The organism is Paracoccus haematequi, from assembly GCF_900631945.1.
Taxonomy (GTDB): Bacteria; Pseudomonadota; Alphaproteobacteria; order Rhodobacterales; family Rhodobacteraceae; genus Paracoccus; species Paracoccus haematequi_A.
The window spans coordinates 15,337-26,858 of sequence record NZ_UZWE01000050.1; the positions used below are offsets into that span (position 1 = coordinate 15,337).

An 11,522-nucleotide genomic window follows, 5' to 3' on the forward strand; every position below is an offset into this window, starting at 1 on the left:
GTCAGAAGCCCTTCTGCACGGGGACGGAGAAGCCGCTCGACAGCGACGAGATGATCGGGTCGCCGCCCAGTTGTCGGAACTGCATCGAGATGCGGGGCTTGGGCAGATAATCCCGGACGGAGATCATCTCCTCGCTTTCGAACATCGGCGAACCGACCGGCTTCGGGACCTGGTTCTTCGCGTTGATCTCGTCAACAACGAGTAGCTGATCGGCGAGGCCGCCCGTGATCTCGACGTCATCGACGAAATACGAGGCCTGGCCGGCCGCCAGGGCCGCGATATCGGCGCTGGTCCCCACGCTCCCGTTCACAGCGACGGTCCCGGAAGGGGGCGCAAACTCCCCGCCGGTTCCGACGGGCACCAGGATCGAAACGCGGGCGATGCCGCCCCCCTCGCCCTCTGTCCACTCGATGGACTCAACCTGCCCCGTCGCAATCCCGTTCTCCAGCCTGTCGTCGCGGACGGTGATCCGGTCCTCCAGCGTGAGCATGCGGGCAGTCGTCGCCAGGCACTCCACGTCCAAGCGGATGCAGTGCGCCGCCCTCAGGATCTTCGCGGCGCCGTATGCGATCAGGTTACGCAGGACGAGCTGCGCAGCGTCCCCTGCTTCCCGAAAATAGGACGCTTTGATGTTCCGGAAGCGCCGGATGTAGCCGGGGCTGCCCGGCCGGCCGGATTTTACGTGCGTCACCTCGTTCACGAGATCCAGTTCAGGGTTCGCGAGGGTGAGCTGCTCCGTCTCGTCATGCGCGCCGCCGTATGTCGGGCGGATCCCGGCATAGAGGGTCAGGGTCAGGTCTTCCCGCCTGGCCTTCTCGACGCTGACGACGGTCTGCAGGCTCGGCGCGGCGAACCGCTCACCGATCAACCTCACGTCTTTCCGGCCGATCTGCAGATACGTGATCGGATCGGTTCGCGGACGGCGCACGGTCACGTCGACTTGCGGCGGGTCGAACGTGATCGCGGGCTCTACGCTGCTCGTGAGCTGATCGAACTGACTCCCGGTAAAGACCAGGGACCCGATCGCTTCGCGGTATTCGTCAGGGGTCAGCGTCTCCTGCTCACCGATCAGACTCCCGAAATCGATCACGCGGGACATGTATTCATTGTGCGTCGACGTCACGGTCATGGTCAGCTGCCGGATAGGCGAGTGTAAGAGGGTCGGCCGGAGATCAAATATGGGATGGTCCGGGTTGTTGAGACCTTCGCCGTGCAGCTCGATATCCTCATTCATCACCCCGCCGATAGGGACCAAGCGAGGGTTCGCCTCCAGCGGGTTCTGAAACACGTCCGCAGCGACGTAAGGCTCGGACCGGCGCGGCGCTTTCGCGTCCGCGAGCCTTTCGGAAACGGGGATAGCGGCGAAGAGCGCGTCCGTCCGGGCGCTGTAGTCCGGGTGCCGGCATGCGATCTCGATGGTCATCAGGTCGCCGGCCAGCGCGATGGGGTAGCCGACGATCTCGCCGGTGCCTTGCGGCTCCCCGTCGATGACCAGGGTCGCGAAGCGCGGCCCGTCCAGCAAGCCGGCGCTGGGCCGCACTGTTTCGAAAGCAAATGTTGCGAAGCCCCCGCGCTGCTGAACCCAGCGCACGTTCAGGACGCCTTCAAACTCAAGCCCGTATGTGCGGGTGCCGTATGTCGAGTGCCGGTAGACGTGGATCGTCATTTCTCTTCCAGCTCCAGGTTCCAGGTGTAGTCCTTTTTCCACTCGTCCACCTGGACGGAGAGTCCGGTGATCTTGCATTCGAGAAGGAGGATATAGCCGACGGCAGCAACGGGCTGTGCGAACGGCGCACCTGGGGGGACGCGGATCTCGCTGCAGTCCTCCAGAACCCCCGCTTTCTCGATGACGGTCCGCCCGATATCGGCACCGGCGTAGAAGAGCGGGTCCGGCAGCTGCACGGTCATGTCGTCGCCGGGGAACATGTCGGAGAACGCGGGGGACCGGCGGCCCCTTCCTGAAATCGTCACGCGCAGCTTTCGATAAACGTCGCGGGCGACGTTGATCAGTTCGCCATTGACCGTCCGGCGAAGGTTCGTCGCCTGGCTGATCGGGGTCACGCTGACCGCGACGTTCCGGTCCGCGCCGGGGAGAAGCGGCTGGCCGTTCAGTTTAAGTTCGCTGTAGCGCATCACATCACATCCCGCTCCTTGCCATAAGCGCCGCGTCCCGCTCGACCTGGCGCGCGACGTCGGGTGTCGTCCTGATCGGGATCTGACGGCCGCCGCCGAGGTCGATCATCACCTGATGAGTGAGCTGCGGGTATTTTTCGGCGTAGTGGGACGTCCGGTCCTCGGGGGCCAGCGGCTTCCCGATGATATCCAGGGCTTTCGCGGCACCACTGAAAGTCACGTCATCAACGATCACGCTTGCTTTCATCCCCTGAAGCGCCTCGTTCACCCCGTCCAGCGCGCCGTTCGTCAGCTCAGCCGCGGAGATGGTCAGGCCGCCGGGCAGCTGGACGGTCCCGTCGGGCGCCAGGTCCCATCCCAGTTCGTCGGCAAGGTCCGCATATGCCTGCTGAGCGCCGGCGATCGCGAAGGTTTTTGCCCGAGAGCCCAAGTCGGATAGGGACTCGTTCATCGCCTCTTCGAGTTCCGCGTAGAGAGCCGAGAATGACGCATCGCTGCCGATCTTTTCGTAGATCGACATGATGAAGCCGTCGCCGCGGTTCTTCCGAAGCTCATCCATCGCGGACCGGATGTATGCGGACGCGTAGGCCTTGCCGGCTTCCTCGCCCTCCTCCTTCGCGACCTCCTCGCCCAGGGCTTTACCCCGGTCGACGATATCCGCGATCAGCGTGATGTGCTCCGCTTCACTGACCGCCGCGAAACCTGCAGCGACCCCGGCCCCGACTTTAAGGAGGGGGCTTTTAGCGACATCTGCGAGCCTGCTCAGGAGCGTAGCGACACCGCCGGTTGCTGCATTTGTAGCGGCCGTGCCGATGCTGGTGAGCTGAGACACCACTGCGCCGAGAACCTTCTTCCCGGCGAGAAGCGATAGGGACGAGATGACGCCGAAAATGGTTCTTCGGAAGAATAAGAGGCCCAGGACAAGTGCGGTCTTCTCACCGAAGGAGTCCAGACCGAAGAACTCGGCGAGCGCGTTAAAGGCCGTCTGCACATATCCGATGGCTGTCTCGACCATCCCGAGGGCTTCGACGAGCTGGTTCACCCAGCCGACGTCCGTCTCGCCCTTCTCGAGATAGTCGAGGAACTCAATCACCCTCGCCTGGACCCACTCCAGCGCCTCGCTGACCATCGTTACTCCGGCTGAAATGACCCGCACCCAGCCCACGTCGGTTGTCCCGGTCTCGAGATATTCGTTAAGCTCCATCGCGCGATCTCGGACCCACCCGAACGCCGCGCCGACGCCGCGAACAGCAAAATCCAAGGCCTTGATCCACCCTGGTTCGGCGTTACCGTTCATCACGTAATCGGCGAACTGCTCCACCTTCGTAAGAGACCAGTCGAGCATACGCACAACGACGTCGAGGGCGCCGACCAGGGGCCCCTCAGCAATGTTTCCACCAACGCCGCGAAGGATACCCAGGATCCGGTCCCCGAAAATCTCCATCCGGTTGGCTACGTTCTCGCCGAAGTCGCCGAAGACGGTCCCGACGTCCTCCAGGTCTCCCTGGATCCCGGACATGAAAGCAGTTCGCGAGTTCAGGATGCCGATGAAAGCATCCGCGTAGCCGCGGGCAAGGGACGTGCTCATGCCGGTCATCGCGGCTTGCTGCCGGTCCTTCGCGAGGAAGAGTTCGCGGGCCCACTCCTCGTCCATTTGACGAATGTTCGTAAGCCTGGAACGCTCCTTGAGGTAGTCGTCGATCGCTCTCGGCGTCATCTCGAAGAGAGCGGCCGCCTTCATGGCGTCGCCCGTGAAAAGTTTATTGAACGCGTTCATCTTGCTGGCTTCGTCCAGCTCGTTCACAGCGACGGAGATCGCCTTGATCATGTCGGGCAGCGGCAGCAGCTCATCCGTGCCCGCTCGGAACAGGGTGGACGGCTTGATGTTCAGGGCATCCAGCATGTCCTTCGCGGTCTGATCGTCAGCGCGCGCCGCGTCGACGACGGACAGCAGAGCCTGCATCATCGGATAGAGGCCCTGGCCTTCGTCATTGCCGGTCGCGCGGGACAGCAGGGACTCGACGGCTTCCATCCGGGAAGCGGAGGAATAGCCGCCTTCAGGTCCGACGCCCCAAGTTTTCGCGGCGCTGGCAAGGCGGTTGATCTCGTTGCCGGTCTCAAGCGTCGTCGACGCGATGGTGCGCATCGTGCCGAGAAGGGTCATGGCCCCGGCGATAGCGCCTCCGAACGACAGCATTCCGATCGCGCCCTGAAGGTTGCTCACAGCGGCGGCGGCGGGCTGGATGCCGGCGGTGATGATGCGGCCGAAGTCGGAACGTGCGGACGCGGCGACGCGAGACGTCGCACCGGTGAGCCGGGTCGCCTCTGAAGCCATCATCCTGAAAGCGGCGCGGACGGCGGAGACGCCGCTTACGCCAACCTTGGCTTCGATATCTGCTCCGCCGGCCTCGGCCATCGTCTTACCCTTCCGTCTCGATCCCGTTAGCCCGCCTCATCTGCCGGCCGATAAATGCCCCGAACTCCTCCTTCGTGCCCCCCATGCCCGCCCGCGCCGCGATGGCGCCGTGGGCCAGGTCGGCCTCCCTCAACTGGTTCGATGAGACCGTCACGGCGTAGGCTTGCCTGGGGCTCATCTTCATCACCGCTTCGTATCCGTAGGCTCGGATCGCCCGATCAGCGATCGCGGCCAGGATCTCGGTCACACTGAGGTCAGCCGCTCGATCTCCGGATCCACCTTCACCATCGCTGTGCCGCTCTTCGGATCGACGCTGACCCCTGGAATCTTGGCCCCTGGGCTTGCGGATGCCGAGTCCGAAGAGGAGCCGGCAGCTTCGCCGAAAAAATCGGAGATACCGTCCGGGAAGGTCAGTTCGAAGATCCCTTTCGCGAGCTTGAGCTGGTCGCCGGCCGCGATCGCGTCGACGTGGCTCATGTCCTTGGCTGACTTGGGATTGCCGCCCAGGGAAAGGCAGATCATCTCCGAGATGAACGTGGGTGCGGTAGCCAGGACGGCGGCCCAGCTCACCCCGGCTGCGGCGTCGCGCTTCTCGATCACGTCGACGACAGCGGGGTGACGCCAGAGCGTTGCGATGACGTCCTTGAGGTCCACTTTCGAGAACTCGATCTCCCCCTGGGAGATCTGCACGATGTTTGTAGGGGGCAGAATGTCTGCGAGCTGGATGCGGGCCATGGTGTCCTCGTGCTATGGCGTTGAAGGTGACGCCCCCGTGAGGGGGCGCAGGGTTCAGGAGAGAGCGGGAAGGTCCATCTCGTAGCCGATGCCGAACTTCTTGCCGGCGACGACCATCGCGGTGCCCTTGATCTCGATCGTTGTCAGGCCGGAGTCGGTGACCATCTCGCGCGCTGTGGAAGGCTTCCAGAGCGTCTTGTAGAGACAGACCAGAGAGCGGACGCCCTGGTTGTTCAGACCGATGAACTTTGACTGACCGATGATGCCGGCGGAGGACGCGATACCAGTGACGAAGCGGCCGGAGATCGAGGGCCAGGACACGTCGAAAGTGATCTCGTTCCCCTCGAACACTTCGAAGACGCCGGTCCTGACGTCGACGAGGTATTCGCCGCCGTCTTCGGGTTCACCCATGACAGCATTCTCGGAGTCCGCGTTCAGCGCCGAACCGATGATGATATCGTATTTCTCGATATCGTAGATGCCGGGGCCGAATGTGAAGGTGTCCGTGCCGGCTTCTTGGCTGTGCGTGTCGACGCTGCCGCCCATCGACACCGCGCGGGTGATCGGGCTGAAGGACTTGAAGCGCGCGGTCAGCTCGACGTTGACTTCGTTGGTCAGGTCGAAGCGCTTCGTCTTGACGCTGAACAAGTTCGACATGACCGGCTCAAGCGTTTCGTTGATCGCCAGCGTGATGCTTTCCGGATCGCCAAGGTGGTAGCCCGGCAGATACTGCGGCGCAGGCCCCTCACCGGTCCATTCCGGCGTCAGGATCAGCGGACCCTTGGACTGCGTGTAAGTGCCGATGCTCGGCGGGCGGAGGATGGTCTGAGACATGGCGTTACGCTCCGTTACGCTGGGTTCTGTAGGCTGCGCGAATGTCGTCGAGGTGGATCGTCTCGACGGAGAAGGTCATGACGACCGACGCGAGCGTCTCCTCGGACTCGTCGAGCTGTGAGACTTCGGAAAGGGGGATCACGTCCCCGGTTCGCGTCATGATCAGGTGCAGCGCGGCACGGCGGGCCAGGTCCTCGGCGGCGTCGAGCGATTCCACTCCGTTTCCGGGGCGGGACGAGAAAGCCGTGACGGTGACGCTCATCGAACGGCGCAAAGGCCCCTTGTTGGACCCTTCCACAGTGACGCTCTCGGTCGGAACTTCGACGACAAGACCGTCGTCCGCGTCGCTGAGATCGCTGACCGACCCGGCCGACACCCGCACGTCCGGGAACGCGTCGGCGAGCGACTGCGAGATGAGCTTTCTGACTGCCGTGCGGGGGTGCATGCGCTGGTGATCCTTCCTTTACGAAAGGATACCGCGCATCACCGAAAACGACTGTTGCTACGCTAAAGGATCCTGGGGACCGGGCGCTGCTCCGTCTCGGCCGCCACAGATGACGTTTTCGCATTCACGAAGGCGTAGCCGTCATCCCTGATCTGCTCCAAGTAGACCTGGCCGTCGTCGAGCAGGACGCGGGCGCCGGACAGCCCGCGCTGCGGGTCCGTCACGCCGGCCGCGATGAGCTGCGCGCGGCGGAGCTGGATGCGTGGCCATGGGCGGAGGATCTCGACGCCGCCTTCGTTGAAGACCTCTTCATGCTTAGGCTCGTAGACGCCCTCGACAGTCATCGTCCGGCCGTCTTTGAGCGTGACCAAGAAGCGCCTGCCCCCGCCGACAGTGCGCGCGATGGGGCCGGCCAGGGCGACGTCGAAGAGGCGTGCGAAATCCATGTCAGAACTCCGATCTGGCGCGGATGATGGCGCCGCTTAGGCTTGAGAAGGCGTCTGTCGGGAGCGGCGCGGAGAAAAGCCGCGGAGTCATCGAAACCGGAACCGGCTGGTGATATACGATATCAGTATTTCGGACGCCGTTCGGCTCGTCGGGATACCTCAGTTCGACCACCGCCAGGGCCTCCTCTTCACCTCCGGAACCCGCGATGCGAACGAAAGCTCTCGCGGCCTCAATACCGCTTGACGGGATATCGGCAGACATGGCGAAGTCCGCAAAAGCCTGATTTTCAACCGTTTCGCCCGTCGCATCGTTCGGTGGGTTGGCACTAAGGTTTCCGGGGGCGGCGTAGCCTTTCACGAGGTAGCGCCACGGCTGCGCGGGTGCGTAGGGGGACATGCGGCCGGCGGTCACGGACGAGACCCAGTGTCCGCCCCCAGACACGGCATGAAGACTGATCGCGCTGATCTGGGATGCCTGGAATCCTGAGTCGATTCGGTTCCTGTCAAATGTGAACTCACCTTTCGGGACAGTATCGACATAGACGCTGACCTTGGATTGCTCAGGGGGTCCGGAGAAGTCGACATCTACATAAATCCATGATGTCGATGGGGGAGCCAGAGCGCTACCGATCAACATCTGGTTCGCCGCGAGTCCACTCTCTGACGTGAAGATCGAGTGATAGACGCTGATACCATAAGCAGAAATTTCGACTGACACCGGAGCCACCGGCACGGAGCTTCCGCCCGACATATTTCTCTGCAGTGAGTCCTCGTCATGAAAGAGGATCCGCGTGCCGTTATAGAACGATCGCACGAGCATGCCGGAGAACGCCCGATCCCCCGCTTCTTCCAATCTTTTGTAGATGCCGCCTCGGGCCAGATTGCTGTCGACGCGGACCTCGTTCTCTCCGGAGGGACCGTAGCCCCTCCCGATCGTGACGTTATTCGATGCGTAGACAGGCATCATCCAGCCGTCAGGCTGAGAGCACATGTCCATCGTGCTGACATACTGAGCGAACGATTCGAGGATATCCATTTCTATACTCTCACTGCTACGGCGATCATGAATGACGTCACCCGAAGATCCGACGGTCGACGAAACGCGACGTTTACCCCGGCCGACGTTAGGCGATAGGGCGCGGCGGGTCCGGGTTCCGGATCTGGCTCAACCGGATCCACGGGATCAACCGGTCCAGGCCCTGACCCGCCGGCCGATGAGCGGATAGACGGCGGTATATTCAGAAGGGTAACGATCGATACCAGCATGGCGGTTACCGCAGGGGCACGACGAAGAGGTCTCCCGGATCGTCGCCGGTCGCGATAACGGAGAGCGTCCCTGCTTCGAGAAGGAGATGGAAGGGCACGCCGGCGGCGATGTATGCGCTGCCAGGGTTTGGGCTCGCTTCCCCAGACTGGCTTACGAAAACCCCTACCGTGGCGGTGATCTGATACGCGCCCGCGCTGACCTCGACAGGCCACGTCATGGTGTTGTCCACATACGTGTGCAGGCCGCGGGAGAAGTCCAGCTGGGGGATCGGGAGCGCCGATCCGTGGATTGACCGGGGTGCTTGAAGGGCGCCTCTCATCAGAAATCTCCCAGACGGACGATGACCCGGGCGAACTCGCCGCTGGTCTCAGCGTCCTCATAAGCGGTGCCGACGATCGTGCCGGAAACGTCCGTCGTGAAGCGGCCGTCGGCGAAGAAGATCGGCTGGCCGGCGCTGACATTTTCGGGAGACAGGACGCGTTCCAGGAAGAGACCGGCGGAGAGCAGCCGCAGGGGCTCGCCCTCGGAAGCCGCATGGGTCGCATAGCCCGCGTCTAGGCCGGAGATGACGAACTCTCCGGGCGCGGTGTCGCGATCAGCTGTGACGTCGGTGTGCATGTGCCGTTCCCTTCCTGAAGATCTGTTCGGCGGCCGGGCCGAGGATCACCCGACCGCCTCCCGCTGGGGGGGCGGGATGCTTAGCGCTGCTGCAGGCGAACGCGGACGCGGCCGACCCCGGCAGAGACGGTGACAGGATCGCCGGCGGAGACGCCGACGCGGAGGTTGGGCTCGGCCTCGTCGCCCGCGTCAGTCGTCAGGACGCCAGTGCTGGAGACGTAGATCGGAGTGCCGGTCTCGACCGCAGCGTCGGACGCCACGTCGATCTCGTAGACGCCCTCGGTCTTGAGGCCGTAAAGCTCGCCTGCGGCGGCTTGGTTAGTGGAGATGCCGAACAGCTCGCCGAGGATGACGAACTGACCGCTGGCGATGGGGACCTCGGCGGTCAGGTTGAGCGTGTCGCCGCTCGAGACGTAGTTACGCATGGGGTTTCTCCGTATCATTCGGAAAGAGGGGGACGCCCCGGTGATGAGCCGGGGCGCTGGTTGATCAGGCGCCGGTGCCGGTGGACATGACGTAGCCGCGGCGGCCGGTGAGCTTCGCCCCGCCGTAAGCCCGGGCGATGAAGCTGATGCCGTTCACCAGCGGGTTCACGATCTCCTGCAGTTCGACGCCTTCGTAGCCTTCCAGATACGCTGTCGCGACAGAGTCTGCTTCGTCCGGGGACGATGCGAGCATCCAGGACCCGACCGGCATCTTGTTGCTGACGACGATCAGGGGCTCCACGCCGGCGAAGACGTTGTAATCCTCAACTTTGGTGGCCTGAATCGGGGCGAAGATCGACTTCGCCACAGCGTAGTCAGCCGAGTTGACGATCAACGCGAAAGGCTCCAGCTCCATCTCCTCGTCGTCCAGATCGGTCTGGATGGACAGGCGATGCACGGCCTCGGCGTAGGACGCGACGGACAGCGGTGCAGTCATGACGTTCCCGAACGATGCATCGAACGCCGGCTGACCATCTTCGAGAACCGGGTTGCCGAGCAGCGCGTCCCAGAACAGCCGCTTCTCGAAGCGGTATTCCATGGACCCGGTGTCCTTCACGTGCCGCTGGATGACGCCCATCTGATCGTTGACCAGGGTCTGGAACGTCAGAGCGAAGCCGATCGCGTATTCGCCGATCGACATCTTGCCCATCTCGGTCTGCATGGTCGTGAACTCGACCTCGCCGCCTTCCGGGATCGGACGAAGGTTCATGCCGGACCCAGCGCTCAGCGTGTAGACGTCGCGGAAATCGGGAACGGTGATGCGGCTCGTCAGGGGCTCCCAGGTCTTGACCTTGTTCTTGCGGTATTCCTTGATGCTCATACGCAGAGCATCGCCGATCGCGGTCGTGAACGAGAAGTCAGCGCTGGAGTGCATGCCCGGATGAGCCGCAGCGCGGACTGCGTGCGCGATGATCTCGCGGTCAGCCATGTTCGACAGGCCGCGGGTCCCCTTCAGAGAGGCTTTTGCGATATCGACCATCCGTGCGCGCCGGAACAAGCCGGCCTCGGCGCCGGAGTCAGCGGACTTGATCTTGTCCAGGATTCGGCGGGTCGCGTGCTTCCGGACCGTATCCGCTTCGTCGCGGAGGATGGACGCGCGGGTCCCGTTGATCGGACCGGGCGAACGCTCGGCACGGGCTTCGAGGATCTGCATACGCACTTCATCCAGGCTGGTCCCGGAGTTGATGTGCCGCGTCGCGAACTTCGCCGGCATCTTGTGACGGGTCGCCATGGCCAGGATCTGAGTGATCCGGCTGCGTTCGGCTTTCCGGCTGCGTTCGCCGGTAGCCTCTTCCTCTTCCTCGCCTTCGGCAACGACTTCTTCGGTCGCCTCCGAAGCCTCGGTCAAGGTGGCGACGGTCTCCGTCAGGGACTCGACGGCGGCAACCAGGTCTTCGTGAGCCATTTCGGCATCTTCGCCGTCGGCCACTTCGTCGAGGGCCCCTTCAAGCTCTTCCAGCTCGTCGACGGTCTCGGAAACCTCAGTCGCGGTCGCATCAACGACGTCAACCGCTTCCTCTTCCTCGGTCGCCCGGGTCCTCTTTTTGCGAGCGCTCACGCCCGCAGCTGCGCGTTTACCAGCCATAGCTTTTCCTTTTCGTTGCTGGGGACGGGATTTCTTAGAGCGCACGGACGCGAGGGCGTCGGCGGGCACGTTGACGACGGAGAGTTCGGTCGGCATCCAGGACTTGACGGTGCAGACGGTGTTCCCGCCTTCCTCGACCGTCTCGATCTCGAAAATATCGTAGCCGACGCTGATGCCGCGCCGGACGCCGTTGATCAGGTCGTCGACGACGCCGGCCACCTCCGGGTCCTGGGACGCGGAGAGCTTGACGCGGGCCATAGCCTTGCCGTCCTCGATCCAGTGATCGATGACGCGCCCGACGGTCTTTGAAACCTGGTCATGCTCGATGATGAGATTGACGACACCGGCATCCATCCTCGACGTGTCGATCGCGTCGTCGCTGACCACGAGATCCTCGTAGTAGTCGTAGAGATCGACACGTGAACCAGCCGAGTAGCACAGATCGATCGTGCGCGCTTCCTCGTCAAAAGAAGCGGGCATCACGCCGTTCGAGCGGGTGCGGTTGCGGTTCTTGAGGATGCGTTTGGTGCTCATGAGGACATTATGCGACAGGGGACC

The 11,522-nt window shown here is 63.2% G+C and carries 13 protein-coding genes; all 13 read right to left on the reverse strand.

The annotated features are described in order from the left end of the window. Position 1: 1 nt before the first annotated feature. Positions 2-1,666: a hypothetical protein gene (locus PARHAE_RS16380; RefSeq protein WP_126155643.1), complete on the reverse strand. Its 1,665-nt coding sequence runs from the start codon at positions 1,664-1,666 to the stop codon at positions 2-4. After that, the gene (locus PARHAE_RS16385; protein ID WP_126155644.1) at positions 1,663-2,133 is read right to left on the reverse strand and encodes a hypothetical protein; all 471 of its coding nucleotides are present in this window, start codon (positions 2,131-2,133) and stop codon (positions 1,663-1,665) included. The genes PARHAE_RS16380 and PARHAE_RS16385 overlap by 4 nt, the downstream gene beginning before the upstream one ends. Positions 2,134-2,137: 4 nt before the next feature. Beyond that, on the reverse strand, positions 2,138-4,549 hold the full coding sequence (locus PARHAE_RS16390) for a hypothetical protein (protein ID WP_126155645.1): 2,412 nt from the start codon (positions 4,547-4,549) through the stop codon (positions 2,138-2,140). Between the two features lie 4 nt (positions 4,550-4,553). Further along, complete coding sequence (locus tag PARHAE_RS16395) at positions 4,554-4,796, reverse strand: hypothetical protein (RefSeq protein ID WP_126155646.1); 243 nt, start codon at positions 4,794-4,796, stop codon at positions 4,554-4,556. Further along, a complete protein-coding gene (locus PARHAE_RS16400) occupies positions 4,793-5,284 on the reverse strand; it encodes a hypothetical protein (protein ID WP_126155647.1) in 492 nt (163 codons plus the stop codon). The genes PARHAE_RS16395 and PARHAE_RS16400 overlap by 4 nt, the downstream gene beginning before the upstream one ends. A 54-nt stretch (positions 5,285-5,338) precedes the next feature. Next, positions 5,339-6,118: a hypothetical protein gene (locus PARHAE_RS16405; protein ID WP_126155648.1), complete on the reverse strand. Its 780-nt coding sequence runs from the start codon at positions 6,116-6,118 to the stop codon at positions 5,339-5,341. A gap of 4 nt (positions 6,119-6,122) precedes the next feature. Continuing rightward, on the reverse strand, positions 6,123-6,563 hold the full coding sequence (locus tag PARHAE_RS16410; RefSeq protein ID WP_126155649.1) for a hypothetical protein: 441 nt from the start codon (positions 6,561-6,563) through the stop codon (positions 6,123-6,125). 62 nt (positions 6,564-6,625) lie between these two features. Further along, positions 6,626-7,009, reverse strand: a complete 384-nt coding sequence (locus PARHAE_RS16415; protein ID WP_126155650.1) for a hypothetical protein — start codon at positions 7,007-7,009, stop codon at positions 6,626-6,628. Between the two features lies 1 nt (position 7,010). Beyond that, the gene (locus PARHAE_RS16420) at positions 7,011-8,045 is read right to left on the reverse strand and encodes a hypothetical protein (protein WP_126155651.1); all 1,035 of its coding nucleotides are present in this window, start codon (positions 8,043-8,045) and stop codon (positions 7,011-7,013) included. A 235-nt stretch (positions 8,046-8,280) separates the two neighbouring features. After that, positions 8,281-8,493, reverse strand: a complete 213-nt coding sequence (locus PARHAE_RS16425) for a hypothetical protein (RefSeq protein ID WP_126155652.1) — start codon at positions 8,491-8,493, stop codon at positions 8,281-8,283. 101 nt (positions 8,494-8,594) lie between these two features. Beyond that, on the reverse strand, positions 8,595-8,894 hold the full coding sequence (locus PARHAE_RS16430; RefSeq protein ID WP_126155653.1) for a DUF2190 family protein: 300 nt from the start codon (positions 8,892-8,894) through the stop codon (positions 8,595-8,597). A gap of 80 nt (positions 8,895-8,974) precedes the next feature. Beyond that, positions 8,975-9,319: a DUF2190 family protein gene (locus PARHAE_RS16435; RefSeq protein WP_164555288.1), complete on the reverse strand. Its 345-nt coding sequence runs from the start codon at positions 9,317-9,319 to the stop codon at positions 8,975-8,977. Positions 9,320-9,383: 64 nt separating this feature from the next. Beyond that, positions 9,384-11,498 (reverse strand): phage major capsid protein, encoded by a 2,115-nt coding sequence (locus PARHAE_RS16440; protein WP_126155655.1) that lies wholly within the window; start codon positions 11,496-11,498, stop codon positions 9,384-9,386. Positions 11,499-11,522: the final 24 nt, after the last annotated feature.

Bases quoted from the DNA above. Each gene is read 5' to 3' on its own strand.
- PARHAE_RS16390 (WP_126155645.1), bottom strand. From the start codon at position 4,549: ATGGCCGAGGCCGGCGGAGCAGATATCGAAGCCAAGGTTGGCGTAAGC.
- PARHAE_RS16430 (WP_126155653.1), bottom strand. From the start codon at position 8,894: ATGCACACCGACGTCACAGCTGATCGCGACACCGCGCCCGGAGAGTTC.
- PARHAE_RS16410 (WP_126155649.1), bottom strand. From the start codon at position 6,563: ATGCACCCCCGCACGGCAGTCAGAAAGCTCATCTCGCAGTCGCTCGCC.
- PARHAE_RS16440 (WP_126155655.1), bottom strand. From the start codon at position 11,498: ATGAGCACCAAACGCATCCTCAAGAACCGCAACCGCACCCGCTCGAAC.
- PARHAE_RS16420 (WP_126155651.1), bottom strand. From the start codon at position 8,045: ATGGATATCCTCGAATCGTTCGCTCAGTATGTCAGCACGATGGACATG.
- PARHAE_RS16415 (WP_126155650.1), bottom strand. From the start codon at position 7,009: ATGGATTTCGCACGCCTCTTCGACGTCGCCCTGGCCGGCCCCATCGCG.
- PARHAE_RS16425 (WP_126155652.1), bottom strand. From the start codon at position 8,493: ATGACGTGGCCTGTCGAGGTCAGCGCGGGCGCGTATCAGATCACCGCC.
- PARHAE_RS16400 (WP_126155647.1), bottom strand. From the start codon at position 5,284: ATGGCCCGCATCCAGCTCGCAGACATTCTGCCCCCTACAAACATCGTG.
- PARHAE_RS16435 (WP_164555288.1), bottom strand. From the start codon at position 9,319: ATGCGTAACTACGTCTCGAGCGGCGACACGCTCAACCTGACCGCCGAG.
- PARHAE_RS16405 (WP_126155648.1), bottom strand. From the start codon at position 6,118: ATGTCTCAGACCATCCTCCGCCCGCCGAGCATCGGCACTTACACGCAG.
- PARHAE_RS16385 (WP_126155644.1), bottom strand. From the start codon at position 2,133: ATGCGCTACAGCGAACTTAAACTGAACGGCCAGCCGCTTCTCCCCGGC.
- PARHAE_RS16380 (WP_126155643.1), bottom strand. From the start codon at position 1,666: ATGACGATCCACGTCTACCGGCACTCGACATACGGCACCCGCACATAC.